Raw genomic sequence first — 25,974 nt, forward strand, 5'->3', positions numbered from 1 at the left:
ATGGGGCGGTTTCGTGGTATACTTGAAGAAAAAATAGAAAAAAAGCACAATTTTTAGTACAGGTTTCTTTATATAATGGTAGTAAGTAAAAATTGTTGCAAAGGTGGTGGGGAAATGAAAAGGAAACGGCAGCACTTATTTATTGATTTTGAATTTACAATGCCAGAACGAAATGTTCGGATGAAGGATTTTTTTGCAGAAATCATCGAGGTTGGAATTGTTTCCGTTGTTGAAAACCAAATTACCGATCAATTTTCTTCCTTTGTTACACCTTTAAAGTTTCCGATTCTTTCAGAACGCTGTAAATCATTTTTACATATTTCACAGCAACAGGTTGATACTGGGCTATCATTTTATGAGCTTGTGCGTAAAATGGAGGAGTTCAGCAATAATTACGAAACAACCATTGTTACATGGGGAAATATGGACATGAAAGTGCTTCGTCATAATTGTTTAACAGCTGAAGTGGATTTCCCTTTCGATGCTGTAGAATTAGATTTATCTATGGAATATAAACGTTTTTTTGGTGATCAAAACCAAACAGGCTTGTGGAAGGCAGTTCAGGAATATGGCAAGGAAGGAACAGGCCGGCACCATCGTGCACTTGATGATGCCTTAACCACTTATAATATATTCCGTCTGATTGAAAAGGATAAACGCTATTTGGAAAAACCTGAACCGACGACCATAGGGGATCGTATTGATTTTTCAAAGTTATTAAATGAATTCGCATAAAAGGCCAAATCACTTTACCTGATTTGGCCTTTTGTTATTTATTTAGGCTTTGTTAAACTTGCCTGTTGATTTGCGCTCAAGAAGCGAGCATCCGCGGGCTCCCCTGCCCCGTACTCCCGCAGGACGTTGAATCAGCATCCTTGAATCAACACCGCACGAAGGAAATGCGATAGCATTTTCGAGGATCTCGCACCTTCCGCTCCAATCAACATGGTTTCAAAAATCAACAATGACCTTTAACTCAGCCTTTATTTAAAATAATCCTTCTCAAGGGTTTCTATATTTTTTAAGCTCCTCAAGGCCCATTCTGAAGAGTCATCAGTTAATTCTTTTTTCATTTTTTCAATGGCTTCTTTTAGGGATGCTTGATATTCAGGAATTTGATTTGCAAATGTCTTAACCATTTGTTTAGGAACATTCGCTTGTTCCCTGTATGAAAGGGCGCGTCTCTCATGGAAAAATAACACATTCGCATCTTTTGGATTGTGGAGATCGCCCTGCATTGGATGCTTCAGAACGGCTAACACCTTGACTAAATAATGCTGTGGCCGTATTTCCGTAATCTCACCAATATATTTCCCTGTTTTATAAATTGCTGTTACTTTTTCTCCAACATGTAATTCTGTCAATTTAAATCCCCCCAACTACTTCAATATTCTCTTTAATTTTATTAAAATGTAATACAAAGTGCAAAAATGGTTTTAGTTGGTTAAAGTAGAAAGATGGAGGGATGATAATGAGGAAATGTTTGCAATTAGGGGCTCTTCTAGTAATAGCCTTATTCGTGTTAAGTGCATGTGGGACAAGCAATGCAAAAAATGAAGCAACATCGAAGAATGCCGCACCAAATACAACCGATCAGAAGGAAGGGAAGCAACAGGTGATAAACGGTATGTATCCTCAGCTTTCAACTGAGGTGACTGATCAGGAAAAACTAGTGGAAATGGAAACATCAATGGGAAACATAAAAATCAAATTATTCCCTAAGTATGCACCAAAAGCAGTGGAAAACTTTGTGAAGCTTAGTGAGAAAGGCTATTATAACGGGCTTATTTTTCACAGGGTAATTAAGGATTTCATGATTCAGGGCGGTGACCCGAAGGGGAATGGAACAGGCGGTGAAAGTATTTGGGGAAAGCCGTTTGAAGACGAATTCTCAAATTCCCTATTTAACATACGTGGCGCACTGTCCATGGCGAATTCAGGGGCAAATACAAATGGCAGCCAATTTTTTATCGTGCAAAACTCCAAGCTTGATCCGGCGATGAAGTCGCAAATAGAGCAAGCCGGATATCCGCAAGAAATCGTCAAAGCCTATGAAAAAAATGGCGGTACTCCGTGGCTAGATGGCCGTCATACCGTTTTTGGACAAGTGATTGATGGAATGGATGTTGTTGACAAAATTGCCAACACACCAACAGATGCTAAGGATAAGCCTAAGAAGGATGTCATCATTAAAAAAATTACCGTGTTACAATAATCTTAGTTTTGCTTTTGGAAAGCTACACTTGGTTCGGTACATCTTTTGTTGCTATAATAAAGTATAGTCCTTTTGAAGGGAGAAAAAAGATGTTAAATCTGTTCATCCTCGCTGATTTTTTATATTTTCCAAAGGATAAATCAGAATATATTCCGGCCGTGATTAGCTTTACGATTTTTTTCATTGGAGCCATTTTAGCGATGAGGTATTTTATTGTGGTCTCCAAAAAGGAAGCAGAAAAAGCAAAAGAATTAGAAGAAAAAATCTTACAACAACCGACGCAAAAGGAGCAGTAATGGCTGCTCCTTTTTTTTGCGATTAAATATAATTTATGACTTCGAGAATTGTCCAGCTTCATAAGAGTAAGCTTCGGAAGCGATACATCGCACGCCGAAAAACGTGAGTTTTTCGGCGGAGGCGCCCAGCGACTAGTGAACTTCGCTCTTCTCCCTACGATAAGTCAACATCGGATCGCTTGCGCTCTCCGTGTTGTCTAGCTTCAGCGCCTAGGGGCTCGGGGTCATAAGCCAATCCGTCATGAAGGTTAAAAACCAACCTTCAAGCCGGCTCGTCTTATGCCTGTCGCCCCTGAGCATAAAGGAAATCTTCCTTGAATAACCTTCGCAGGAACAAGCTGTGCTTGTTCCGAAGGCGCTTCCGTTTTCTATTTTCCTTTATCTCAGTCGAAGCGCTCCAGTCCATACGTCGCTAAAAGGGCACCTTGCGCTTTTCTTTTTGTATACAACACAACCCCATTGCTGATAATAAAGACAAATTGTCATGGGGGGCATAAATATGAAAAAAGGCTGGATCATCCTTCCACTTTTCCTATTAGTCGGTTGTACAGGAAAAAATATAACCCAGATGAATGTGGGATTGTTTAATGCGGTAGGTGATTCTGTAGGGTCAGTAACATTAACGGAGCAATCAAGTGGTGTGAAAATGGCAGTGAAAGTAAATGGTCTTTCACCTGGAATACATGCCATACATATACATGAAAAAGGAAAATGCATAGCTCCTGATTTTAAATCGGCGGGAAACCATTTTAACCCTGAAGGAAAGGACCATGGTTTACTCAACCCTAAAGGAGCGCATGCAGGTGACTTGCCCAACTTAATTGCTCAAGATGATGGTTCTGCCAAAGCGGAGTTAATGGCTCCGAATGTAACCTTAAGGGATGGGAAAAAATCATTGTTTACAAAGGCAGGAACGTCAATTGTCATTACTGCCCAAAAAGATGATGGAATGACGCAGCCTTCAGGGAATTCAGGAAAGAGAATTGCTTGCGGTGAAATTTCAAAGCTTAAAAAAGGGCAAAGAGAGGCTCAAGAAGAAAAAAGATAAAAAAGTATGGGCCGATTTGTAACACTGTTGATTGGAGCGCAAATCAACAACAAAATTTATCAGAGCGTTTACTTTAAAGGGCACTTTTATAGTGCCCTTTACCTTTGTTTGTTCTATTTTTTTCGCCTATTTTTTTTTTTCATGGGTAAAAATCTAAGCTTATCCCAAAAGGGAGACATACACTAACATGAAAACTATTAGGAGGCGATTGTGATGGCAAAAAGACAATATTACGGAGGAGCTCCAGCTCAGCCGGGTTATCCACAAATGGGGCACCCTCAAATGCCGGGAGGATATCCACAAATGGGGCACCCTCAGATGCCGGGAGGATATCCACAAATGGGGGGCTACCCAACAACAGGTTATCCACATATGCCAGGGGGATATCCTCATCATATGCATCACCACCATGCAGGTTATCCATATGGTATGCATGGTTATCCATCAACTGGATACCCGCAGCAGATGCCAGGGCATCCTTCAGCCGGTCAACCGTCAATGCAGCCAATGCAGCCAATGCAGCCATACCCTGGTCAACGTAAAGAAGAGAAGTAATCATCAATTTCACTTTAAGGTCACCTGTCTCTTCACCGTTGAATGGGCAGGTTTTTTATGGCTTAGGAATTTAGAGATTCAATTAGGTGTGGATAACTTTGATTTAGTTTGCTGAATCCAGCTCCATAAGAGTAAGCTTCGGAAACGATACCTCGCACGCCGAAAAACGTGAGTTTTTCGGCGGAGCGCCTAGCCCCTCGAGGTCATAAGCCAATTAATTTATATAAATTGATTCTTGCTCCTGCGGCAAAGCAAAATCGGAGAAGTTAATGTTCACCTCGTCGCATGCCTGCAAAGATGATTATGCAGTGGTCTGGCATCCTGCCGGCTCGTCTTATGCTTGGCTACAGAAGACTAACGCCTTCTGTGCGCATTAAGGGAGACTAAGGCACTTATCAGTGCCAAGTCTCCCTAATATCGGGGCTGACCAAGGCGCTTGCGCTTTTTGTTTTTAGACTTGATTTATTTTTCATTTTTATTGAAAATGAATGGTAAAGATATACGATTTAGAAATCCAACAGGAGACGTAAAAATGGAAAACAAATTGTATTACAAAGATGCATACATACAATCATTTTCAGCTCGCCCTATAAAACAAGAGCAAGATGAGGCGGGAAATTGGTATTTGGTAATCAATCAAACGTCGTTTTATCCAACCGGTGGTGGTCAGCCCCATGACACCGGGATGCTTGGTAATCAAAAAGTAGTAAATGTTGAAGAAGTTGACGGAGAAGTTCGTCATTTCCTCGATAGCCCGTTAGATGACATAAACAAAGAAATCAATGGTGTAATTGATTGGGAACGGCGTTTTGACCACATGCAGCAGCATGCTGGACAGCATATTTTATCAGCGGCCTTTGACAATTTGTTTCAGTACAAGACGGTTGGCTTCCATCTTGGGAACGAAATCTTAACAGTAGATCTTGATACGGAAACTTTATCACTAGAGGAAGCGAAAGATGCAGAGGAACTTGCTAACCGGATTATATTAGAAAACTGGCCTATTGAAACACGCTGGGTAACAGAGGAAGAACTGTCGAAATTTCCGTTACGTAAAGAAACAAAGGTAAAAGAGGATATTAGGCTCGTGATGATTCCGGATTATGACTATAACGGCTGTGGTGGAACGCACCCAAAAGCCACCGGAGAAGTGAGAGCCATAAAAATACTCGATTGGGAAAGACAAAAGAAAAAGACACGCATTCAATTTGTATGCGGGGACCGTGTTCTGTCGCAGTTTGACCGCAAGCAAAGAGTATTGCTCGAACTTACGAAGCTACTTAATGCCCCGGAACTAGAAATGGAACAGGCTGTAGTACGGCTTCTTAATAATGGAAAGGTACTGGAGAAAGAACTGGAAAAAGCTCATGAAGGTTTAGTTCAATTTGAAGCAAGGGAATTAATAGAAAAAAATAATGAGCCAATCTTAAGCGAAGTTTTTCAAAATCGTACCATTCAGGAACTTCAGAAATTGGCACGATTGATTACGGCTGAAAAAGCAGATTCATTGGTGTTGTTTGTCGCGGAAAATGATAATCGACTGCAACTCGTTTGTGCAAGAGGAGCAGAAAGATTAGAAAATATGAATAAGCACACTTTTAGTAAGTGTGTATGTTTTCGTTTATACTGTAAAATAGTAAAATACATTAGCAGCTTGAAGGGATGATACAGATTGAAAAAACAACAAGTGGGTGTAGTAGGAGTCGGAGTAATGGGCAGAAGCATTGCCTTAAATTTTGAAAGTAGAGGTTTCTCTGTTGCAGTTTATGACCTATCCGCTGAAAAAGTAAATGAAATTGTGGAAAATAATAAAGAAAAAAATATATTTGGTACCACAAACATAGAGGAATTTGTGCAATCATTAGAAAGTCCGCGTAAAATTCTCCTCATGGTAAACGCCGGGCCTATTACAGATAAAGCAATTGAATCACTACTTCCGTATTTGGATAAAGGGGATATCCTCATTGACGGGGGGAACACCTTCTTTAAAGATACTATTCGCAGAAACAATGATCTTGCAAAAAAGGGAATTTTATTTATTGGTGCAGGTGTTTCCGGAGGGGAAGAAGGTGCGCTGTTAGGACCAGCCATCATGCCGAGTGGACAGCCAGAAGCTTATGAAGCAGTAGAACCGTTTTTAACGGCTATTTCTGCCAAGGTTAACGGGGATCCATGTTGTACATATATTGGTCCAAATGGTGCAGGACATTATGTCAAAATGGTTCACAACGGAATTGAATATGGTGATATGCAATTAATTTGCGAAGCTTATCATATCATGAGAGAGCTTCTTGGTTTATCGACTGATGAGCTTCATGAAGTGTTTAGTGAGTGGAATCAAGGCGAGTTGGATAGTTACCTAATTGAAATCACCGCTGATATTTTTACAAAAAAAGATTCAGAAACAGGCAAACCATTGGTCGATGTCATTCTTGATACGGCCGGACAAAAGGGGACAGGAAAATGGACAAGTCAGAGTGCCCTTGACTTTGGTGTGCCGTTGTCGATTATTACTGAATCTGTTTTCTCACGTTTTCTTTCAGCGATGAAGGAAGAGCGGGTGAAGGCAAGTAAGATATTAACTGGACCTGCCAAAAAGGAATTTTCAGGGGATAAAAAAGAGTTTATTGAACTTATTCGCAAAACCTTATATTTAAGTAAAATTGTTTCATATGCTCAAGGATTTGCACAATTAAAAAGTGCTTCAGAAGAATATGATTGGAACTTAAAGCCGGGCGAAATTGCGATGATATTCCGTGGTGGTTGCATCATCCGGGCAGCCTTCCTGCAAAACATCAAAGATGCCTATGACCGTAATCTGGAATTAGATAATCTTTTATTAGATTCTTATTTCCAATCGATTGTTGCTGATTATCAAGATGCTGCAAGACAAGTAGTGTCAATCGCGATTCAATCAGGAATTCCAGTTCCTGGTCTTACTAGTGCACTTTCCTATTATGACAGCTATCGTACTGCTGCGCTTCCTGCCAATTTACTTCAAGCACAGCGCGATTATTTTGGTGCCCATACCTACCAACGGGTTGATAAGGAAGGTACATTCCATACAGATTGGCTTCACATCTAAACAGAAAAAGTCAGGCGAGGTTATGAACCGCCTGACTTTTTAATATTTTCAATAAAATGTATACTTATTAATAGTAAAGAGAAAGGTGTGGTTATTGATGGGACTTTTCGATGGAATGATGGGAAATGCCTCGGAGGTAAATACAGTAGAAATACAAAAGGAATTTGCAAAAATTCTCGCACCAAATGAAACGATTGAAAAAGGGTATAAATTGATTCGTGACTTGTTTATTTTTACGAATAAACGATTAATATTGGTGGATAAGCAGGGAATAACAGGGAAAAAGACGGAATATCATTCGATTCCTTATAAAAGTATTACTCATTTCAGTATTGAAACAGCGGGCCACTTCGATTTGGACGCCGAATTGAAGATTTGGATATCAGGTGATGCCGTTCCACTGCAGAAACAATTCAATCGCAGCTTAAATATATATGAACTCCAAAGCGTTTTAGCTGAATATGTGCTTAAATAAGAAACTTGTAAAAGGTCGTTGAGAGAGCGAATCAACGCCCGCTTTGAAGGAAAAAGAGAACAAAAGGTCGTTGAGAAAGCGGATCAACGCCCGTTTTGACGAAAATAGAGAGAAAAAGGTCGTTGAGAAAGCCGATCAACGCCCGTTTTGACGAAAATAGAGAGAAAAAGGTCGTTGAGAAAGCGGATCAACACCCATTTTGAAGGAAAAAGAGAACAAAAGGTCGTTGAGAAAGCGGATCAACGCCCGTTTTGAAGAAAAAAGAGAGGAAAAGGTCGTTGAGAGAGCGGATCAAAGCCCGTTTTGAAGAAAAAAGTGAGAAAATGGTCGTTGAGAGTGAATCAACGACCATTTTCAATCTTCATAGGCCATCTTCGAATTATGTAAATGCTATTTTTAGTCTTTCGAGGCCTTCCTTCAGTATTTCCCTTGGACAGGCAAGATTCATTCTGACGAAACCTTCGCCACCCGGTCCATATTTATTGCCCGGTTCTAGTGCTAATTTCCCTTTTTTGATCAATAGATTTCGTAATTCCTCGTCACTTAGTTTCAACTTTCGGCAGTCTAACCAGAGGAGATAGGTTCCTTCCGAGTCAATGCAGTGAATGTTAGGTAGATGATCGGCCAAATAATTGATTGCATATGTCCTATTTTCCTGCAAATAGTCGATTAGATCCTCAAGCCATTCTTCCCCGTGCTGATAAGCGGTCTCCATCCCCAAAATGCCAAAGGTATTTAACGAAGAAAAGCCGCGTCGTTTTAATTCTTCATTAAACTGTTCTCTGAGTGCTTCGTTTTCGATAATGACTGCAGATGCCTGTAACCCAGCTAAATTGAAGGTTTTACTTGGTGAAATAAAGGTTACCACTTTTTCAGAAAGTTCTTTGCTCAATGAAGCCATTGGAATATGACGATATTTTTTGAAAATCAGATCTGAATGAATTTCATCAGAAAGAATGAGACAATCGTATTGTAAACACAATTTGCCAATTCGTAACAATTCGTCCTTTGTCCATACCCTTCCCGCGGGATTATGGGGATTGCACAGCAAGAAGAGTTTGCACCCCTTTTGCAGCTCCTGTTCAAGCCCTTCAAAATCAATTTCATACTTATGCTCAACCAATCGGAGTGGAGAATTCACAACCGTCCGCTTATTCCATTCAATCATATTGAAAAAAGGCGTGTAAACGGGGGATTGTACAATCACTGTGTCTCCCTCTTTCGAAAGAGCACAAATCGCAGCACTGATGGCTTCAACTACCCCACTGGTATAACGGACCCAGGAAGGTTCAATCTGCCAATTATGCCGTTTTTTAAGCCAAGCCTGAATTACGGACGCAGTAGAGTTTGGTACAAAGGTGTATCCGAAAACACCGTGTTCTACTCGATTTGTTAATGCATCGATCACCGCTTGGGGAGGCTTAAAATCCATATCAGCCACCCACATCGGTAAAAGCTCCTCTTCTCCAAAAATGTCTTTCATTAGTTCCCACTTAACGGAGGCTGTTTTTAAACGGTCAATTTTTTCATTAAATATCGTCATTTCAGCACCACCTTTTTCTGTATCTACTACCTATGTTAAAATATTTTCAGGAAAAGTAAACCGAATAGGAGATTCAAATATGAATAACCAGTTTGAAAAAAACTTACAATATGTAGATTTATTAAATGAATGGGACCCATTTCAATTGAAAGATGGCAGCTATGATATAGAAATTGCTGACGTGATTCAAGCAGTTTATGAATTGGATGACCCAACGAGGTTAGCGAAAAGAATTCAAAGCATTTATGAGTTTTCATTCGGAAAAATGCTCCCAATAGAGAAGTGCTTAAAAACAGCAAACGACCTGTTGGTTATCAAAGAGAATAGCTCCTGTTCCTTATAAACAAAAAAAGAGAGGATGTCCCTACAGGTCTGATCTCTCGTTTAACACTCAATAAATAGTCGCTAATTAAGCAAGTTCAGCTATAAATTGTAGATTGAGGGGTCTGACACTTTGTTCGGGACATCCCCACTTCAAAAAGGGGGGAATACTAGAAAGCTTTACATGATCATGATTGACAGTTTTTTCTTTTTATATACAAGCAAGAAAAAAAGCGGTTCCAAGACCGCTTAATATGCTAATGCTGAAACTTTAATAGCTCAGAAGCAGGGATATCGAGAACAGTAGACAATTTTAAGAGTGTCTGGGTGCTCGGAATTTTTTCGCCAGTTTCATATTTCTCAATTGTTTCGGTTCCCACTCTTACCTTTTGTGCCAGTTCCTGTTGTGAAATATGCTGCATTTCTCGAGCTGTTCTAATTGTTTCACCAATTGAATTCATGTACTGTTCACCTCTCCAATGATTATAGTTCCTCAATATTATTTTATCATATTTTTCTCACCAATTTTTTGACCATTATATTACTTTTTTCTTTCAATAACGCTTTTTGAATTACAATACTAATTGTGATATAATATTTAATTGCATATAAAAGAGATAAACTAATTTGGATTTAGGAGTGTTTTCATGTCAGAAAAAATCGAAGTAGGTAGTATTATAATTGGTAAGGTAACGGGTATTCAACCATATGGAGCGTTCGTTGCTCTTGGTGATACTACGCAAGGCCTTATCCATATTTCAGAAATAACACATGGATATGTAAAGGATATTAATGATCATCTTAAAGTAGGAGATGAAGTAAAGGTTAAAGTATTATCTGTCGATGAAGGGGCTGGAAAAATCGGCCTTTCTATTCGCGCTACTGAGGAAGCACCGGTTCAGCAGCATGCTGAAAAAGCGAAAAAGCCACGTAAGCGCCAGGCTGCTGCCATTGTGACAGAAGCTGAAGGAATGCAAGGATTTAATACGCTAAAAGAAAAGCTTCAAGAGTGGATCGATCAATCCCAACATGAAGAAATTAAGAAATAATAGAAAAAGACCTGGCGCGATTTTCTGCCAGGTCTTTTTTATTAGACTGTGTTAAACTTGCCTGTTGATTTGCGCTCAAGAAGCGAGCATCCGCGGGCGTTCCGGGGAGCCTCCTCGGCGCTTAAGCGCCTGTGGGGTCTCCCCTGCCCCGTACTCCCGCAGGACATTGAATTACATCCTTGAATCCGCCCACGCACGAAGGAAATGCGATAGCATTTTCGAGGAGTCTCGTGCCTTCCGCACCAATCAACATAGTTCCAAAAATCAACAATGACCTTTAACACAGCCTTTTATTAAGATAATTAAGCATTTAATTTTTACTTAGAGTAAGCATTTGAAGCGATACCTTTCATGCCGAAACAGTTGAGTTTCTAGATTGAACACCTAGAGACTAGTGGATATCGCTATCGGGCGCTTAGTCATATTTTACTTCAGGCTCTCTTTCAAAACTTTCATTTGGTCGAAACAAAAGACCGAGATTTATAAGACCGGCAATACCTACTAAACCATAGATTATTCTTGCAAGTGCGGTATTACCTCCTCCGAATATACTTGCAACCAAATCAAATCGGAAAAAGCCAATTAATCCCCAATTAATAGCACCAATAATGGTTAATACTAAAGCAATTCGCTGAATGATACTCATGTTAGTTCCTCCTTGAATTGAAAGAGTTTTTCACCATTAGAATGATTCCTCTTGTAAGAAAGTATGCGTTCATTTTTTTTGCTTTTTACGAAAAAATAACCAATAATAACAATTGAAATGGAGGATGTTAAACATGCGAGACTTTACATTTTGGAATCCTACAAAATTAATTTTTGGAAAAGGTCAGTTAGAACAATTAAAAAAAGAAATTCCCCAATATGGGAAAAAGATTCTCCTTGTCTATGGTGGCGGCAGTATCAAGCGAAGCGGCCTATATGACCAGGTAAAAGCTCTGTTAGCAGAAATAGGTGCTGAAGTATTCGAATTACCTGGTGTAGAACCAAATCCAAGAATTACAACAGCAAGAAAAGGAATTGAAATTTGTAAAAAAGAAGGAATTGAATTCCTTTTAGCCGTTGGTGGCGGCAGTGTAATTGATTGCACGAAGCTTATTGCTGCAGGAGCGAAATATGAGGGCGATGCTTGGGATTTCGTCATTAAAAAGGCATTTGCAACGGATGCTTTACCATTAGGTACAGTGTTGACGTTGGCAGCAACAGGTTCCGAAATGAACGCCGGTTCCGTAATCACCAATTGGGAAACAAGCGAAAAATACGGGTGGGGAAGCGCGGTTAACTACCCGAAATTTTCAATTTTAGACCCTGTTAATACATTTACAGTTCCGAGAGATCAAACGATTTACGGGATTTGTGATATGATGTCACATGTGTTCGAGCATTATTTCCACTTAGAAGAACATACAGAATATCAAGATCGCATGTGTGAATCATTGCTTTTAACCGTAATGGAAACAGCCCCTAAATTATTAGCTGACCTAGAAAACTATGAGCACAGGGCTACCATTCTATACTGCGGAACGATGGCATTAAACGGTATTTTAAATATGGGCTATAGAGGAGACTGGGCAAGCCATGATCTCGAACACGCAGTTTCAGCTGTGTATGACATCCCGCATGGCGGTGGGCTTGCTATTTTGTTCCCGAATTGGATGAAACATAATCTAGCGGTGAAACCGGAGCGTTTTCAACAGCTTGCCGTTCGAGTATTTAATGTGGATCCTGAAGGAAAAACGGCAGAAGAAGCGGGGCTTGAAGGTATTCAAAAATTACGCGAATTCTGGGACAGCATTGGAGCACCAGCCCGCTTAGCTGACTATGAGATTGATGACAGCAAATTAGATGTCATGGTAGACCGTGCAATGTTAAATGGTGATTTTGGCACCTTTAAAAAACTTAATCGAAAAGATGTCGAATCTATTTATCGCGCATCATTATAAGAGTAGAACTCGGGCATATATGTCCGAGTTTTATTGTCCTAAAGTGTCAATTCCCCTTTTACCGGTTCCTTTAACCGTCTATCTTTCGTTTGTAAAAAAATTGCCGAAAATGGATACGCTTACAGTGAGTGACCCTCCTTGATTATCCGCTCATCATTCGTTAAAGTGAGAATTGAAAAATAAATTAATTGGAGGATCAATAGATGACGACCATTCGTTTTGATTACTCAAAAGCACTAACTTTCTTTGGTGAACATGAACTTACATACTTACGTGATGCTGTAAAAGTAGCCCACCATTCCATTCATGAGAAAACGGGGGCCGGCAACGACTTTTTAGGGTGGATAGACCTGCCAACCAATTATGATAAAGAGGAATTTTCCCGGATTCAAAAATCAGCAGAAAAAATTAAATCCGATTCAGATGTATTGCTAGTTATCGGTATTGGCGGTTCATATTTAGGAGCAAGGGCAGCGATTGAAATGCTAAGCCATAGCTTTTACAATGCCCTTCCAAAGGAAAAACGCCAAACACCGCAAATTATCTTTGTTGGAAATAATATCAGTTCTACTTATATGCGAGATGTGATGGACCTATTAGACGGAAAAGATTTCTCAATCAATGTCATTTCCAAGTCTGGGACGACAACGGAACCAGCCATTGCTTTCCGCATTTTCCGAAAGCTGCTTGAAGAAAAATACGGCATGGAGGAAGCGCGAAAACGGATTTACGCGACAACTGACAAAGCAAGAGGTGCTTTAAAAACCCTTGCAAATGAGGAAGGTTACGAAACTTTTGTCATTCCAGATGATGTTGGCGGCCGCTACTCTGTTTTAACTGCTGTTGGCTTGCTTCCGATTGCGGTAAGCGGTGCAGACATTGAAGAGATGATGAAAGGTGCGGCTCAGGCACAGGCTGATTTCAGCCATTCAGAACTCGAGGATAACGCAGCCTATCAATATGCAGCCGTTAGAAATATCCTCTACAATAAAGGTAAAACCATTGAAATGCTTATTAATTATGAACCAGGACTGCAATATTTTTCAGAGTGGTGGAAGCAGTTATTCGGCGAAAGTGAAGGTAAAGATCAAAAAGGTATTTATCCATCGTCTGCTAATTTTTCTACAGACTTACATTCACTTGGCCAATACGTTCAAGAAGGACGTCGCGATTTGTTTGAAACCGTGGTAAAGGTTGAAACACCTCGACATGAGCTAAAAATTGAAGCAGAAGAAAACGATTTAGATGGCTTGAATTATCTGGTCGGGAAAACAATTGATTTTGTGAATAATAAAGCGTTTGAAGGGACTATGCTAGCCCATACTGACGGCAGTGTTCCTAATTTAATTGTGTCGATTCCTAAGCAGGACGAGTATACGTTTGGCTATCTTGTTTATTTCTTCGAAAAAGCATGTGCTATGAGCGGTTATCTCCTTGGTGTGAATCCATTTGATCAGCCGGGTGTAGAAGCATATAAGGTCAATATGTTTGCGTTACTAGGCAAACCAGGTTTCGAAGAAAAAAAAGCAGAATTAGAAAAACGTTTAAAATAAGCAGAAAGAGTGCTGATTATTTGATGTCAGCACTCTTTTTTTTAGGCTGTGTTAAACTTGCCCTGTTGATTTACGCTCCAGGGCGCTTCGCTTTCCGCGGGCGTTCCTGGGAGCCTCCTCGGCGCCTAAGCGCCTGTGGGGTTTCCCCTGGCACGTACTCCCGCAGGACATTGAATTACATCCTTGAATCCGCCCACGCACGAAGGAAATGCGATAGCATTTTCGAGGAGTCGAGCGCCTTCCGCTCCAATCAACATAGTTTCAAAAATCAACAATGACCTTTAACACAGCCTTTATTTAAAAATCAATAACTGATCATTTTTTTCAATTTGAACAGAGTGGGAAGGATTCAAAAAGGTTTCTTTCCCTCTCTTGATACCAATTAATAAACTGCCCTTATTTAAAAATTCCTGACAAACAGCCATATATGTTTTACCAATATCCGTTTCACTCACTTCATATGACGATAATCGCCTCTCTTGAAAATACTGAATAAAATCTGATAATAGTCCATCACCGTTAGAATGAAGACTGTTGATCATGAAGACACTGGTTATTTTATTGGATTGGATGACCTCATCTGCTCCAGCTCTTATTGCATTCATTACTTGTTCAGCAGTTAATATTTCGACGATACATTTTACTTGGGAGCATAAGCCTTTAATGGTCAACAGTGTTAAAATGCTGTTCATATCGGCTTGAAGCTCATCATTTCCCCTGTCAGCGGTTATCAGAACCTTCTCCGCTTTTTCAATATCACTTTTTAATATCGTTTCGTCAACATGGCTTTTGCCTTGGATAAAATGGACAAATTTCGGGACGGGATTACTCGGAAGTGTCTCGTCAATTAAGATGATTTTTTGTGGATTTTTTGAGCTTGCTAGGCGATGAATTAACTCCCTTGATCTTTCATTCCAGCCAATAATAATGACATGCCCTTCCCCTTTATATGGGATTTTCCCTTCTGAAAGGGCATCCTGCTTGGTAACGGCCGCGGCTGCCAATGTTCCAAAGTAGGAGGAAACAAAGCCCACACCAAGCAAAATAAGAACCAAAGTCGTTAATCTTCCAAACAATGACTGGGGGACATAGTCGCCATAACCAACGGTTGAGGCTGTAATAATCGCCCACCAAATGCCATCGAAAATAGATGGGAAGGTCTCAGGCTCTAGTAAATGTATAGAGATTCCGAAGGTAAGAAACACTAGCAAAGCCATTACTAGAATGCGGATAAGAAGCGGTAAGCGTAAAAAACTAATATACATTCGATTAGTCACAGCCATCACCTCATTTCTTATATTATTTGCGTAAATAATGATTATCATAATGTGGGAAATAAAGGGATAATTTTCATTTGTTTGCAGAAACTAATTCCAAGAAAAATGATTATTGGGGTGTAGCAAAGTGTTTAGGGAGGAAAAAAAAGAACGAAGGCTGATTCTCTTTGCCTTATTAGTGATAGCAATCTATCTTTCACCACTTTTTATCCTGCAAGAAAATGCCCATATCAGGGTGCATGATAATTTGGACTCCAACCTGGCGTGGTATAAGGTGTTAGCTCGCAGCGGAGAAATGTTTGGTTCGGTAAATGCCATCATCCCTCAAATTATTAACGGCTTACCGAGAAATGCCTTTGGGACAGAATACAGCGTAATTGTCTGGTTATATAAATTTCTTCCAACGATGACCGCTTATGGGTTAAGCCAGGCGTTGACAAGAGTGATGGCCTTCATCGGGATGTATTTACTTTTAAAAAAGCACTTTCTTCGCGGTGAACAGTGGGTATTTTTGCAAATTGGAACGGCTGTTGCTTTTGCGCTGACACCATTTTGGCCGTCAGGAATGTTAAGTACGTTAGGGATGCCGCTTGCTTTATGGGCGTTTCTAAACATTCGCAACGGGGAAGGATCTTGGAAGGATTTCCTCGTTTTAACGTTATTGCCTTTATACGCTAGCATTGTCCTTGGTTTTTTCTTTTTCTTAAGTGCAATGGGAATTCTGTGGCTAAGTGATGTTATAAGAGGAAAGGGCTGGAATCCTCGTTTTCTACTGGCGATTGTTTATATGTCGTCCATTTTCATGCTAGTAGAATATCGGCTGGTTTATTCCTTTCTTTTTGCAAATGAACCAAATAGTCGTGATGAATTTATCCATGCGACTCTGCCCTTTTGGAGATCTATAAGACTAAGCATTAAAAACTATGTACTGGGACATAACCATGTGATGACCGTTCACACTTTCTTTATTCTGCCTGCGACTTACATTGCCATGTTTTTTGTCTATTCCAAACGGCTGTGGAAACAGGAAAAATTGTTTGTCTTTTTATTCGTGTTAAATATGTTGCTATCGCTTTGGTATGCCTTTTGGTTTTATCGAGGATGGGCTCCTCTGACAGAACGATTTCATTTTATGAATACGTTTAATTTTGCCCGCTACCATTTTTTACGGCCGCTTGTGATTTATGCTGGTTTCGGACTTGCATTAAGAGTGATTTGGCTTCAAGGACAAAGTTGGGTGAAAATAGCGAAATCGTTGGTAATCCTGCAAATATTTCTTTTAGGGCTATATAATGATGAAGTTATTTATCGTCAAAAACCTTCTGTTAGAGAATTCTATGCGGAAGATTTATTTAAAAAAATAGAAAAGCATATTGCTTTGCCACAAGAGGATTATCGTGTGGCCAGCATTGGAATCCATCCAGCGATATCCCAGTACAATGGGTTTTACACACTCGATACCTATAACAATTTTTATCCGTTAACCTATAAACATCAATTTAGAAAGTTGATTGAATCGGAATTGGTAGGAAATAAAACGATTCGTAACTATTTTGACAACTGGGGCGGGAGATGTTATCTGTATACTGCCCAGCTTGGAAAGCACGTAATGTTCAAAAAACATTCAAAAAGGCAATTAGATCATTTGCAATTGAATACGAAGGTTTTTAAGGAAATGGGTGGGCGTTATATTTTTTCCGCCCTGCCCATCACGAATGCCGAGCAAAATCAATTAATCCTCGATAAGGTGTTCGTATCGAAAGCTTCAGCATGGAAAATCTATTTATACAAGACGATGTAGTAGGTGGAGGTATGAATGATGATAGAACCCGTCCTGACGATAGTAGTCCCTTGTTATAACGAGCAGGAGGTATTACCGGAAACGATTTTTAAGCTTCAGCAACTAGTAAAGGAGCTTATTGTTGAAAATCTTGTTTCGAAGGATAGCAAAATTTTGTTTGTTGATGACGGAAGTAAGGATCAAACATGGAACTTAATTTATAAAGAAGGATTAAAGAGTGAATTTGTCAGAGGCTTAAAGCTATCTAGAAATGTCGGGCATCAAAATGCATTACTCGCAGGTTTATTGACTGCTAAGGAGATGTCTGATTGCGTGATCTCCATTGATGCTGATTTGCAGGACGATATTGAAGTAGTCCGAGAGTTTATCCATAAATTCCGATCAGGCTGTGAAATTGTTTATGGGGTTCGAAAAGGTAGGAAGACCGACACGTTCTTTAAACGCTGTACGGCTCAAGGTTTCTATAAGCTAATGAAGAAATTGGGCGTTGATCTTGTTTATAATCATGCTGATTTTCGCTTGATGAGTAGACGGGCAATCCAAGAGCTCGAGCAGTTTAAAGAAGTAAATTTGTTTTTAAGAGGGATTGTACCACTTCTCGGTTTACGGTCAGATATGGTTTATTATGACCGGAAAGAACGGCCTGCCGGTGAAACAAAATATCCATTAAAGAAAATGCTGGCGTTTGCCTTTGATGGAGTGACTTCCTTTTCGGTTTCTCCAATTCGCCTTGTTTTAATCATTGGATTTTTTTCCTTTTTTATGAGTCTTCTGTTTGGCGGCTATTTTTTAGCACTAAAATTTTTTGGGAATACAGAGATGGGGTGGACGTCATTAATTACCTCAATTTGGTTGATTGGCGGTCTGCAGTTAATTGCCATTGGATTAATAGGTGAGTACATTGGGAAAATTTATAAGGAATCTAAACAACGGCCTAAATATATTATTGAAATGGATATGTTGAATTTGCTGAAACCAAAGAATCATCTGATTCAAGAGGAGGAGCCTTTTCAGCTTGAACTTAGAAAATTAACGGAAATGAATTGAGGATGTCCCAAATAAAGTGTCAGACCACTATAACCCACATTTATAGTAAAACAGACTATATATTGAGTGTTAAGCGAGAGGAGACCCTTTGGGTCATCCTCTTTTTTTGTGGTACAAACTGCCCTATCTGAATAGAAATGAGTAGAGACAGGCTTTACTCAGGAAAGAAATTTCGACTTCGAGAATTGTCCAACTTCATAAGAGTAAACTTCGGAAGCGATACCTCGCACGCCGAAAAACGTGAGTTTTTCGGCGGAGGCGCCATCGGCTCGAGGTCTCAAGCCAATTAATTTTAATTATATTAATTGATTCTTGCTCCTGCGGCAAAGTAAAATCGGAGAAGTTAATGTTCACCTCGTCGCATGCCTACAAAGATGATTATGCAGTGGTGCTGGCATCCTGCCGGCTCGTCTTGTGCTTGTCGCCGATAAGCGGGCGCCTTACACTTTTCTAATAAGGAGAGATTACGATGAATGTGTTTTTAAGCTATGTTTTGTTGGGACTGTCACTTGCTGCTCCAATTGGTCCGATTAATGCTGCCCAAATTGATCGAGGAATCAGAAGCGGTTTTATGCACTCTTGGTTCATTGGGGTGGGTGCAGTGATTGCGGATGGAATTTACATGCTTATTGTATACATCGGGGTGGTAAAATTATTAGAAGCTCCGATCGTGCAAGCTTTCCTATGGTGTTTTGGCTGTTTTGTCCTTTTATACACCGGAATAGAAACGATGATCAATTCCGGCAAAATAAATTTACAATATCAACGTGGTCAGGAGCCTCTTATAAAATCATTTTTTTCCGGCTTTCTTATGTCGATATCGAACCCGCTAACCATTTTATTTTGGTTAGGAATATATGGCTCTGTCCTTGCTAAGACAGCGTCTACATATGAAAGTAGCCAGTTAATCCTATATAGCAGTGCGATTTTTATTGGACTATTGATTTGGGATATTACGATGGCATGGGTTTCTAGCAGCTTTCGGACGTTTTTAACATCAAGGCTACTCATTAGTATTTCATTTTTATCTGGTCTTTCTTTGATTGGATTTGGCATGTACTTTGGTTTCCAGGCAGTTAACATTTTCATTGACAGATAAAATTCTCTAGGATTAAGATTATTGTGAGTTGTCTGATTTTTTTACATATTTGGAGGGAGATTCAGTTGGAAAAAATTAAATTGACCATCGAAAATCACATAGCTACGGTAACCATCAATCGACCAGACCAACTTAACTGCTTTGATTTGGATGCGCTTACGCAGTTGGAAGAGGTAGTGGACGGAATCAAATTGGATAGGGATGTACGAGTAGTTATCGTAACAGGAGCAGGTGAAAAATCGTTTAGTGCAGGTGCGGATCTTAAAGAGCGGCGAACGCTAAGTGAAAAAGAAGTACGTAGAAATGTCAGTATGATTCGCAATGTATTTACCAAAATTGAAGAGCTGCCTCAGCCAACAATTGCTGCAATTAATGGATATGCACTTGGTGGTGGGCTTGAACTGGCATTAGCTTGCGATTTCCGGATTGCGGTTAATGAAGCGACTGTTGCGTTAACGGAAGTAAGCTGGGGGATTATTCCTGGAGCTGGAGGCACCCAGCGCTTAAGTAGATTAATTGGAATTTCAAAAGCGAAGGAATTGATATTTACCGCGAGAAAAATAAATGCTAATCAGGCATATGACCTAGGAATTGTCAATAAAGTGGTTGAACGTGAACAGTTATTGGCTGCAGCTGTCGAGTTAGCGGAAGAAATTATTAAGAACGCCCCGCTAGCTGTAATTCAAGCGAAATATGCTATTCATTATGGAAGCAACGTTGATCTCAACACAGGTCTTGCCATTGAGTCAAAGGCGTATGAGGTCATCATCCCAACAAAAGATCGGGTAGAAGCATTGGAGGCTTTTAAAGAAAAACGTCCACCGAATTTCCGGGGCGAATAGCTGTTTATTTTTGTAAAATTTAACTTCGAGAATTGTCTAGCTCCATAAGAATAAGCTTCGGAAGCGATACCTCGCACGCCGAAAAACGTGAGTTTTTCGGCGGAGCGCCTAGCCCCTCGGGGTCATAAGCCACCCCCAAAACGAAGGCAAAGAGCGCCTTCTTTTTGGGCGCGTCTTATGCCTGTCGGGGCTGATCAAGGCGCTTCCGCTTTTCTATTTGTCTAGCTCCGGGCGCCATCGGCTCGGGTCACAAGCCAATCCGGACAAGAAGGTAAAAAGCACCTTCTTGCCGGCTCGTCTTGTGCCTGTCGCCGATAAGCAGGCGCCCTCCGCTTTTCTATGTTGGCCACGGTTTTAAAACTTTCTTTTTATTCCATTTCAAATTCATGATAAAGGTAATAACACCAATGAGCCCCACAAACAAGATACTGATGAAAAATCCCGGTCTGCTTGTATGATGGAACAGGGTTCCACTAACCGCAATTAAAATTAAAATAGTCCCAATAGTATATTTGGTTTTGTCTTTTAAGGTTAACTCTAAAATCTTTCTTGATGAGGCTAGAATAAAAATCCAGTTATAAAGAAGCATTAAGCCTGCTGCAGTCGTGATGTATTCATATATTTTTCCAGGCATTAAAAAGGCAATAATAATCGAAGCGCTAATTCCAATAATGGTAAGAATCAAGGTCGGGAGGGGAACTTTTAACCTCCCTTTTTTTGAAAAAAAAGCTGGTGCATCCCCTTCTTCTCCTAAATTGACAAGAATGCTGGTCACAGCAAAAAGGGAGGCCGCCATAGTTGAAAAGCCGGCAATAATTAAGGCGCCGTTAAACAAGTGCGGAACAAAGGAAAGATGGTAAGCCTTAAGGGCAATGACAAACGGGCTCTCTTTTGAATTATACGAGCTCCAGGCGACCATAATGACGGCGAGCCCAATGGAAAGGATATAAATAGTTGTTAAAGTGAAAAGCATCACTTTCCCAGCTTTTGGAGCTTCCTTTGGATTTGTTAAATTCATCGCCATGAGTCCTAAAACCTCAATCCCTCCAAAGGCATAGAATGCAAAAATGACAGAGGACCAAAGTCCTTTTACTCCACCTGGGAAAATAGCTTTTTTGTTATCAGGAAACTGAATCGGGCGGTCGCCGTCGATAACACCGAAAATCGCCAATAGTGCGATGATAATAAACATGAGAATAGCGGAAATTTTTAATACGGCAAGGATATTTTCCAATCGATTTAATACTTTAACCCCAATTAAAATAACAGCAAGACCGAGAATGGCATAAGCGGTTGCAAAGATCCACAGCGGAACCTTCGGAAACCAAAATCTAGAAAAAATCGACAATGCTGTCATTTGGCTGCCCATGATCAATACTTCAGAACACCAATAAACCCAGCCACAGCTGAAGCCTGCCCATCTGCCATATGCTTTTTTAGCATACGTCCGAAACCCCCCTTGCTGTGGGTCTGCAGCTGTCATCCTAGAAAGAGCGTCAAAAACAAAATAAGTTCCAATTGCCGCAATTACGAAAGCAATTAAAATGGATGGACCGGCCATATTGATGGCTAAGCTTGACCCGAGAAAAAAACCTGTTCCAATCGTACAGCCAACCCCGAACAAGGATAACTGCCACCATTTCATTCCTTCTGCTTTGCTCATTTCACTTTCTCCTTCGTTCAAAAAGGTTGAGGTATGCCCCCAACCTTTTTGAGATTATTAAGAATTTATTCCATTGAACTTCGCTAAACAGGCGCTTCCGCATTCCTATTGTCCGGCTCCAGCGCCTAGCCCCTTTTCGCTGCTCCTACGCCACAGCTTATTCGAGGAAGTTAATGTTCAGCTCGTCGCATGCCTGCAAGGAAGATTATTCAGCGATGCAGGCAGGCTGACCAAGGCGCTTCTGCTTTTCGGTTCATTTTGTTCCCGTTGCACCAGGGGCTTTATCGGTATCATCCTGGTTGTTATAATCTGAATCACCAAGCCCGGTCTTTTGTTCTCTGCCACTTCCTAAGTAGTCAGGAAGATGCTTCTGTTGAACCTTTTTAAATTGATTAAAGTCTTCATTTACCATGTTTCTTCCCCCTTTTTTCTGTTTGCTTATATTTGTTAAGATACACGGAGGAAAAAAACTTATTCAGAAGGAATGGCGGATTTTGCTGGAATTAAAAATTCATACATAATCAATCGCTAAATCATTGAAAATATAAAGGATGATACTTTTTTGGAATTTCAACCAAAGCCTTGAAAAGGGGTTGTTGTGAATGCTATCAAATGAGTTGCTAACCGAATTAAGGTTGCAATTATTACAGGAAAAGAAAGAAGTGGAACAGCATTTTGAACAAAATGATTACTTGGGGTTAGAGCGGGGATTTTACCATGAGTCGATGGGGGAATTATCGAGTTATGATAATCATCCTGCTGACGAAGGAACTGACCTTTTCGAGCGTGAAAAGGATATTGCCTTAAATGAGCATTACGAATTGCAGCTTAAAAATATTAATAGGGCTTTAGAAGCGATAGAGAATGGCAATTATGGTAAATGTGAAGTTTGCGGAAAAGATATTCCAATTGAACGGCTCAAAGCTTTACCAAATACAACCTTTTGTATTGAGCATAGTCCGGATCAGGTCGTTTCCCACGACCGTCCAGTGGAGGAGGGAGTATTAATGCCGCCATGGGGTAAATTCGATATGGATGAAAAGGATGAGAATGTAGTATTTGATGCGGAGGATTCCTGGCAGGAGGTTGCTCAGTGGGGGACGAGCGAGACACCATCGGATCTCGTGCTTTCGCAGGATGACTATCATGATATTTATATTGAAGCTGATGAAAATATCGGCTACGTGGAGGATTTCGAGAATTTTGTCGGCAATGACATGTACGGGAACAATATCACCGTTTATCCGAATCCGCAGCACGAGCATTACGAAGATGAACTCGACGAAGAAGGGATTATGACATCATTCGGTGACTTGCCAGCATTCGAACATGACCCTTACGTCGAAGAGTAGTTTAAAAAAGAAGGCTGTGTTAAAGATCATTGTTGATTTTTGAAACTATGTTGATTGGAGCGCAAATCAACAGGCAAGTTTAACACAGCCAAAAAGGAAAGAGGATGCCTGAAACAAAGTGTCAGAGCCCTCAACATCCAATTTATAACTGAATATATATGGAGTGTTGAACGAAAGGCCAGACCCTTTAGGGACATCCTCTTTTCTGTAATTTTATTCTTGAGCGCCTTCTAAAGCGGCATCAATGGTTCCTTCTGCATAAGTATCACTTACTTGCTCATGGGTGGTGGCAAATCCGGATGATACTGGATCAGACTTTTTATAGTCGCCTGTATAAAAACTGCGCCCAGCTGCTTCCATGCTTTCGTTTTGATTCTTTTTACCCATTAGAAACACTCCTTTTTAATTTGTTCATTGGTATTTTCATCTTTTTTTAAAAAAATTATCACAAAGTAACAGGAGTTGATTGGTTTTGAACAAAAAAAGTCAGATACCACCAAGGGAAGAATTGGACCAAGCCTTTCACTATCTACACGAGCAAATAACGAGAATTTCTGTAGAAGAGGAAGTAGAAATGGTTAGGCAGGAAAAAGAAGGGCTAGGAGAGCAATTTAGTTAAGTTGAAGTAAGGCAATTTTTTTTCTCTAGACCCATCTAGAAAATGTTAGGTATTATGTAAGAAGAAATTTGAGGTGGTCATAGATGGATCAAAGAGAATCATTAGCGAAAAAAATAGCCTGGATTAGCGTTATTAGTAATATGATTCTTACAGTGGGTAAAATATTAATTGGATTGATAGGAAACAGTGATGCCGTATTTGCCGACGGAATCCATTCGGCTGCCGATGTTTTTGCATCGGCCATTGTTGTTTTCGTCATTAAAATATCGAACAAACCAGCAGATAATGAGCATCCATATGGGCATGGTAAGGCAGAGGTGCTCGTTTCGGAAATTATTGGAATTTTACTTTTTCTAGTTTCCATATTTCTTGTTTTCGAAGGAATTAGCGGATTTTTTCATGAAATTGAAACACCAAGCCTTCTAGCTTTTTGGGTAGCTATTTTTTCCTATATTCTGAAGGTTTTGTTGTATAAAACATCGTTAAAAGTAGCCAAACAAAATAGCAGCAAGGCCATTGAGGCCATTGCGTATGATCATAAAGCAGATATTGTCGCCTCAGTTGCTGCCTCCATTGGGGTGCTAATTTCCATTGTTGGTGAACGGTTGAATCTTCACCTTTTACTTTATGGTGACAAGATTGCCAGTATTTTTGTCGCCTATTTAATTTTTAAAATAGCAAAGGAAATGTTGACGGAAGCCTTTGATATCTTGATTGAACGCAATGTGAACGCAGAGGTTCTTCAAGACTATATGGCGATTATTTCCGAATTTTCTGAGGTAAAACGTATCGACCGCATCAGGGCAAGGGAGCATGGGCATTATGTTTTAGTTGATATCCGAATTTCAATCGACCATAAGAAGACGATTAAAGAAGGTCATGACCTCACTAAATCCATTAAACTAAAGTTAATGGAGAAGAATGATAACATCAAAGAAGTATTAATACATCTAAATCCATATTATTCAGATAGAACGTAATTGAATAAAAATCTCATTTGTGATTTTTTACGATTCGGTTTATGATAGGATTGATATGTATGAATGAAGGAGTTGATATTTTTGAGTCATTCCGTTGACCCGGACCCAAGTAGTCGCGGGGAAGTCAATATTACCTTTGAATTGATTGCATTGATTTCATCAAGAATATCAGCTTTGGAGAAGGAGAATGGCTTCCTCGAATTTAGTTGAGGAGGTTTTTACATGATCGAAATTTATAAAAGCGCCGAGACGGGAATATTAAATAAAGTAGATACCGTTTCAAAAGGCTGCTGGGTGAATATGCATTCCCCAACAGAAGAGGAAATTAACAAAGTTGTTGACCATGCCCAAATATCGATTGATTTTATCAGGGATGCTCTGGATGATGAAGAGCGACCAAGGATTGAAAGAGAAGAAGGCAATGTTTATATTATCGTTGACTTTCCATATTTTACTCACGATGATTCGGGATTTCCCATTTATGAAACAATCCCAATCGGTATCATACTGACAGACGATTGTATCATTACGGTTTCATTGAAAGATTCGCCAATTTTGACAGATTTTATAAATGGTAAAGTGAAAGAGTTTTTTACCTTTAAAAAGACGAGATTTGCTCTACAGATTCTATTAGTCATTACTTCCTATTATCTTCGCTACTTAAAACAAATCAATAAGAAAACAAATGAAATTGAACGTGAACTCCACCAATCGATGAAAAACAAAGAGTTATATGCGTTTTTGGCTCTTGAAAAAAGCCTTGTGTATTTTATGACTTCGTTAAAGTCGGATAAAGTCGTTTTGGATAAGATTTTCCGCTTTAATTATTTGAAAATGTATGAAGAAGATAAAGATTTATTAGACGATGTCATGATTGAAATAACGCAGGCAATTGAAATGGCTGATACATACAGCTCGATTTTAAGTGGAATGATGGATGCTTTTGCTTCCGTTATCTCTAACAATTTAAATATAGTTATGAAATATTTAACTTTAGTTACCATCATTCTTTCTTTTCCAACGATGGTTTTCAGCTTTTATGGAATGAATGTAGATATACCTTTCCAGCATTCGCCGCATGCCTTTTTAATTACATTGCTTATTTCTGTATTATTATCAGCATTAACGACCATTGTTTTTTGGAAAAGAAAATTTTTCTAACAAAACCAGCCTTCCATTAGGCTGGTTTATTTGCTTTTTAAGGGTGACAC

The 25,974-nt window shown here is 39.8% G+C and carries 29 protein-coding genes; 21 read left to right on the top strand and 8 right to left on the bottom strand.

Features of this window, described 5'->3' with window-relative positions; genetic code table 11:
• Positions 1-114: 114 nt before the first annotated feature.
• The gene (kapD, locus tag BN1082_RS07500) at positions 115-735 is read left to right on the top strand and encodes a 3'-5' exonuclease KapD (RefSeq protein ID WP_090632846.1); all 621 of its coding nucleotides are present in this window, start codon (positions 115-117) and stop codon (positions 733-735) included.
• Between the two features lie 248 nt (positions 736-983).
• On the opposite strand, the gene kapB is transcribed toward kapD, so the two are convergent.
• Positions 984-1,364 (bottom strand): kinase-associated lipoprotein KapB, encoded by a 381-nt coding sequence (gene kapB / locus BN1082_RS07505; RefSeq protein WP_090632848.1) that lies wholly within the window; start codon positions 1,362-1,364, stop codon positions 984-986.
• A 263-nt stretch (positions 1,365-1,627) separates the two neighbouring features.
• On the opposite strand from kapB, the gene BN1082_RS07510 reads away from it, so the two are divergent.
• The 7 genes from BN1082_RS07510 to BN1082_RS07540 all read left to right on the top strand — a co-directional run bounded on the left by BN1082_RS07510 (position 1,628) and on the right by BN1082_RS07540 (position 7,674).
• Positions 1,628-2,215 (top strand): peptidylprolyl isomerase, encoded by a 588-nt coding sequence (locus BN1082_RS07510; RefSeq protein WP_425412135.1) that lies wholly within the window; start codon positions 1,628-1,630, stop codon positions 2,213-2,215.
• A gap of 89 nt (positions 2,216-2,304) precedes the next feature.
• A complete protein-coding gene (locus BN1082_RS07515) occupies positions 2,305-2,511 on the top strand; it encodes a hypothetical protein (RefSeq protein WP_090632851.1) in 207 nt (68 codons plus the stop codon).
• Positions 2,512-3,010: 499 nt separating this feature from the next.
• Positions 3,011-3,559 (top strand): superoxide dismutase family protein, encoded by a 549-nt coding sequence (locus tag BN1082_RS07520; RefSeq protein WP_090632853.1) that lies wholly within the window; start codon positions 3,011-3,013, stop codon positions 3,557-3,559.
• Positions 3,560-3,772: 213 nt separating this feature from the next.
• Complete coding sequence (locus tag BN1082_RS07525; protein WP_090632855.1) at positions 3,773-4,114, top strand: hypothetical protein; 342 nt, start codon at positions 3,773-3,775, stop codon at positions 4,112-4,114.
• 532 nt (positions 4,115-4,646) lie between these two features.
• A complete protein-coding gene (locus tag BN1082_RS07530; RefSeq protein WP_090632857.1) occupies positions 4,647-5,780 on the top strand; it encodes an alanyl-tRNA editing protein in 1,134 nt (377 codons plus the stop codon).
• A 6-nt stretch (positions 5,781-5,786) separates the two neighbouring features.
• Positions 5,787-7,199, top strand: coding sequence for an NADP-dependent phosphogluconate dehydrogenase (gene gndA / locus BN1082_RS07535; RefSeq protein WP_090632859.1), 1,413 nt, complete (start codon positions 5,787-5,789; stop codon positions 7,197-7,199).
• 97 nt (positions 7,200-7,296) lie between these two features.
• Entirely contained in the window at positions 7,297-7,674 is a 378-nt protein-coding gene (locus BN1082_RS07540; protein ID WP_090632860.1) for a PH domain-containing protein, read from the top strand.
• 379 nt (positions 7,675-8,053) lie between these two features.
• Here BN1082_RS07540 and BN1082_RS07545 read toward each other — a convergent pair whose 3' ends face one another.
• Entirely contained in the window at positions 8,054-9,217 is a 1,164-nt protein-coding gene (locus BN1082_RS07545) for a MalY/PatB family protein (protein WP_090632862.1), read from the bottom strand.
• Between the two features lie 79 nt (positions 9,218-9,296).
• Between BN1082_RS07545 and BN1082_RS07550 the strand changes: the two genes are divergently transcribed.
• Positions 9,297-9,560 (top strand): DUF1871 family protein, encoded by a 264-nt coding sequence (locus BN1082_RS07550; protein ID WP_090632864.1) that lies wholly within the window; start codon positions 9,297-9,299, stop codon positions 9,558-9,560.
• Positions 9,561-9,795: 235 nt separating this feature from the next.
• On the opposite strand, the gene BN1082_RS07555 is transcribed toward BN1082_RS07550, so the two are convergent.
• Positions 9,796-9,999 carry a helix-turn-helix domain-containing protein gene (locus tag BN1082_RS07555; protein WP_090632866.1) on the bottom strand — a complete coding sequence of 68 codons (204 nt, stop codon included), beginning with the start codon at positions 9,997-9,999 and terminating at the stop codon, positions 9,796-9,798.
• Positions 10,000-10,185: 186 nt separating this feature from the next.
• On the opposite strand from BN1082_RS07555, the gene yugI reads away from it, so the two are divergent.
• Positions 10,186-10,587, top strand: coding sequence for a S1 domain-containing post-transcriptional regulator GSP13 (yugI, locus tag BN1082_RS07560; protein WP_090632868.1), 402 nt, complete (start codon positions 10,186-10,188; stop codon positions 10,585-10,587).
• 415 nt (positions 10,588-11,002) lie between these two features.
• On the opposite strand, the gene BN1082_RS07565 is transcribed toward yugI, so the two are convergent.
• A complete protein-coding gene (locus BN1082_RS07565; RefSeq protein WP_090632869.1) occupies positions 11,003-11,233 on the bottom strand; it encodes a DUF378 domain-containing protein in 231 nt (76 codons plus the stop codon).
• Between the two features lie 133 nt (positions 11,234-11,366).
• On the opposite strand from BN1082_RS07565, the gene BN1082_RS07570 reads away from it, so the two are divergent.
• Both BN1082_RS07570 and BN1082_RS07575 read left to right on the top strand, forming a co-directional pair.
• Positions 11,367-12,530, top strand: a complete 1,164-nt coding sequence (locus BN1082_RS07570) for an iron-containing alcohol dehydrogenase (RefSeq protein ID WP_090632871.1) — start codon at positions 11,367-11,369, stop codon at positions 12,528-12,530.
• 203 nt (positions 12,531-12,733) lie between these two features.
• The gene (locus BN1082_RS07575) at positions 12,734-14,083 is read left to right on the top strand and encodes a glucose-6-phosphate isomerase (RefSeq protein WP_090632873.1); all 1,350 of its coding nucleotides are present in this window, start codon (positions 12,734-12,736) and stop codon (positions 14,081-14,083) included.
• 293 nt (positions 14,084-14,376) lie between these two features.
• Here BN1082_RS07575 and BN1082_RS07580 read toward each other — a convergent pair whose 3' ends face one another.
• Positions 14,377-15,360, bottom strand: a complete 984-nt coding sequence (locus tag BN1082_RS07580) for a potassium channel family protein (RefSeq protein ID WP_090632874.1) — start codon at positions 15,358-15,360, stop codon at positions 14,377-14,379.
• A 127-nt stretch (positions 15,361-15,487) separates the two neighbouring features.
• Between BN1082_RS07580 and BN1082_RS07585 the strand changes: the two genes are divergently transcribed.
• The 4 genes from BN1082_RS07585 (at position 15,488) to BN1082_RS07600 (ending at position 20,149) form a co-directional block, all read left to right on the top strand.
• Positions 15,488-17,161, top strand: a complete 1,674-nt coding sequence (locus BN1082_RS07585) for a DUF6044 family protein (protein WP_090632876.1) — start codon at positions 15,488-15,490, stop codon at positions 17,159-17,161.
• Between the two features lie 18 nt (positions 17,162-17,179).
• Positions 17,180-18,208, top strand: coding sequence for a glycosyltransferase family 2 protein (locus tag BN1082_RS07590; RefSeq protein WP_090632878.1), 1,029 nt, complete (start codon positions 17,180-17,182; stop codon positions 18,206-18,208).
• Between the two features lie 469 nt (positions 18,209-18,677).
• Positions 18,678-19,307 (top strand): LysE family transporter, encoded by a 630-nt coding sequence (locus tag BN1082_RS07595; protein WP_090632880.1) that lies wholly within the window; start codon positions 18,678-18,680, stop codon positions 19,305-19,307.
• Positions 19,308-19,372: 65 nt separating this feature from the next.
• Positions 19,373-20,149, top strand: coding sequence for an enoyl-CoA hydratase-related protein (locus BN1082_RS07600; protein ID WP_245640339.1), 777 nt, complete (start codon positions 19,373-19,375; stop codon positions 20,147-20,149).
• A gap of 337 nt (positions 20,150-20,486) precedes the next feature.
• Here the strand turns inward: BN1082_RS07600 and BN1082_RS07605 are convergent, their stop codons facing one another.
• A complete protein-coding gene (locus BN1082_RS07605; protein ID WP_090632881.1) occupies positions 20,487-21,812 on the bottom strand; it encodes an amino acid permease in 1,326 nt (441 codons plus the stop codon).
• 253 nt (positions 21,813-22,065) lie between these two features.
• Complete coding sequence (locus BN1082_RS27370) at positions 22,066-22,224, bottom strand: hypothetical protein (protein ID WP_176699684.1); 159 nt, start codon at positions 22,222-22,224, stop codon at positions 22,066-22,068.
• A gap of 190 nt (positions 22,225-22,414) precedes the next feature.
• Between BN1082_RS27370 and BN1082_RS07610 the strand changes: the two genes are divergently transcribed.
• Positions 22,415-23,164, top strand: a complete 750-nt coding sequence (locus BN1082_RS07610) for a TraR/DksA C4-type zinc finger protein (RefSeq protein WP_090632883.1) — start codon at positions 22,415-22,417, stop codon at positions 23,162-23,164.
• 213 nt (positions 23,165-23,377) lie between these two features.
• On the opposite strand, the gene BN1082_RS07615 is transcribed toward BN1082_RS07610, so the two are convergent.
• Positions 23,378-23,551 carry a YozQ family protein gene (locus tag BN1082_RS07615; protein WP_090632884.1) on the bottom strand — a complete coding sequence of 58 codons (174 nt, stop codon included), beginning with the start codon at positions 23,549-23,551 and terminating at the stop codon, positions 23,378-23,380.
• 85 nt (positions 23,552-23,636) lie between these two features.
• Between BN1082_RS07615 and BN1082_RS27375 the strand changes: the two genes are divergently transcribed.
• From BN1082_RS27375 to BN1082_RS07625, 4 genes are all read left to right on the top strand, one after another.
• Positions 23,637-23,783, top strand: a complete 147-nt coding sequence (locus tag BN1082_RS27375) for a hypothetical protein (RefSeq protein WP_176699685.1) — start codon at positions 23,637-23,639, stop codon at positions 23,781-23,783.
• 83 nt (positions 23,784-23,866) lie between these two features.
• The gene (locus BN1082_RS07620) at positions 23,867-24,763 is read left to right on the top strand and encodes a cation diffusion facilitator family transporter (RefSeq protein ID WP_090632886.1); all 897 of its coding nucleotides are present in this window, start codon (positions 23,867-23,869) and stop codon (positions 24,761-24,763) included.
• Positions 24,764-24,844: 81 nt separating this feature from the next.
• Positions 24,845-24,973, top strand: a complete 129-nt coding sequence (locus tag BN1082_RS28505) for a hypothetical protein (protein WP_281176994.1) — start codon at positions 24,845-24,847, stop codon at positions 24,971-24,973.
• A 12-nt stretch (positions 24,974-24,985) separates the two neighbouring features.
• A complete protein-coding gene (locus BN1082_RS07625) occupies positions 24,986-25,924 on the top strand; it encodes a magnesium transporter CorA family protein (protein WP_090632888.1) in 939 nt (312 codons plus the stop codon).
• Positions 25,925-25,974 lie beyond the last annotated feature (50 nt).

This window comes from Neobacillus massiliamazoniensis (assembly GCF_001048695.1).
Lineage (GTDB): Bacteria > Bacillota > Bacilli > Bacillales > Cytobacillaceae > Neobacillus > Neobacillus massiliamazoniensis.

What these genes read in the sequence shown, in the direction of transcription:
- kapD (WP_090632846.1), top strand. Translation starts at nt 115, where the DNA reads ATGAAAAGGAAACGGCAGCACTTATTTATTGATTTTGAATTTACAATG.
- BN1082_RS07510 (WP_425412135.1), top strand. Translation starts at nt 1,628, where the DNA reads ATGTATCCTCAGCTTTCAACTGAGGTGACTGATCAGGAAAAACTAGTG.
- BN1082_RS07515 (WP_090632851.1), top strand. Translation starts at nt 2,305, where the DNA reads ATGTTAAATCTGTTCATCCTCGCTGATTTTTTATATTTTCCAAAGGAT.
- BN1082_RS07520 (WP_090632853.1), top strand. Translation starts at nt 3,011, where the DNA reads ATGAAAAAAGGCTGGATCATCCTTCCACTTTTCCTATTAGTCGGTTGT.
- BN1082_RS07525 (WP_090632855.1), top strand. Translation starts at nt 3,773, where the DNA reads ATGGCAAAAAGACAATATTACGGAGGAGCTCCAGCTCAGCCGGGTTAT.
- BN1082_RS07530 (WP_090632857.1), top strand. Translation starts at nt 4,647, where the DNA reads ATGGAAAACAAATTGTATTACAAAGATGCATACATACAATCATTTTCA.
- BN1082_RS07540 (WP_090632860.1), top strand. Translation starts at nt 7,297, where the DNA reads ATGGGACTTTTCGATGGAATGATGGGAAATGCCTCGGAGGTAAATACA.
- BN1082_RS07545 (WP_090632862.1), bottom strand. Translation starts at nt 9,217, where the DNA reads ATGACGATATTTAATGAAAAAATTGACCGTTTAAAAACAGCCTCCGTT.
- BN1082_RS07550 (WP_090632864.1), top strand. Translation starts at nt 9,297, where the DNA reads ATGAATAACCAGTTTGAAAAAAACTTACAATATGTAGATTTATTAAAT.
- BN1082_RS07555 (WP_090632866.1), bottom strand. Translation starts at nt 9,999, where the DNA reads ATGAATTCAATTGGTGAAACAATTAGAACAGCTCGAGAAATGCAGCAT.
- yugI (WP_090632868.1), top strand. Translation starts at nt 10,186, where the DNA reads ATGTCAGAAAAAATCGAAGTAGGTAGTATTATAATTGGTAAGGTAACG.
- BN1082_RS07565 (WP_090632869.1), bottom strand. Translation starts at nt 11,233, where the DNA reads ATGAGTATCATTCAGCGAATTGCTTTAGTATTAACCATTATTGGTGCT.
- BN1082_RS07570 (WP_090632871.1), top strand. Translation starts at nt 11,367, where the DNA reads ATGCGAGACTTTACATTTTGGAATCCTACAAAATTAATTTTTGGAAAA.
- BN1082_RS07575 (WP_090632873.1), top strand. Translation starts at nt 12,734, where the DNA reads ATGACGACCATTCGTTTTGATTACTCAAAAGCACTAACTTTCTTTGGT.
- BN1082_RS07590 (WP_090632878.1), top strand. Translation starts at nt 17,180, where the DNA reads ATGATAGAACCCGTCCTGACGATAGTAGTCCCTTGTTATAACGAGCAG.
- BN1082_RS07595 (WP_090632880.1), top strand. Translation starts at nt 18,678, where the DNA reads ATGAATGTGTTTTTAAGCTATGTTTTGTTGGGACTGTCACTTGCTGCT.
- BN1082_RS07605 (WP_090632881.1), bottom strand. Translation starts at nt 21,812, where the DNA reads ATGAGCAAAGCAGAAGGAATGAAATGGTGGCAGTTATCCTTGTTCGGG.
- BN1082_RS27370 (WP_176699684.1), bottom strand. Translation starts at nt 22,224, where the DNA reads ATGGTAAATGAAGACTTTAATCAATTTAAAAAGGTTCAACAGAAGCAT.
- BN1082_RS07610 (WP_090632883.1), top strand. Translation starts at nt 22,415, where the DNA reads ATGCTATCAAATGAGTTGCTAACCGAATTAAGGTTGCAATTATTACAG.
- BN1082_RS07615 (WP_090632884.1), bottom strand. Translation starts at nt 23,551, where the DNA reads ATGGGTAAAAAGAATCAAAACGAAAGCATGGAAGCAGCTGGGCGCAGT.
- BN1082_RS07620 (WP_090632886.1), top strand. Translation starts at nt 23,867, where the DNA reads ATGGATCAAAGAGAATCATTAGCGAAAAAAATAGCCTGGATTAGCGTT.
- BN1082_RS07625 (WP_090632888.1), top strand. Translation starts at nt 24,986, where the DNA reads ATGATCGAAATTTATAAAAGCGCCGAGACGGGAATATTAAATAAAGTA.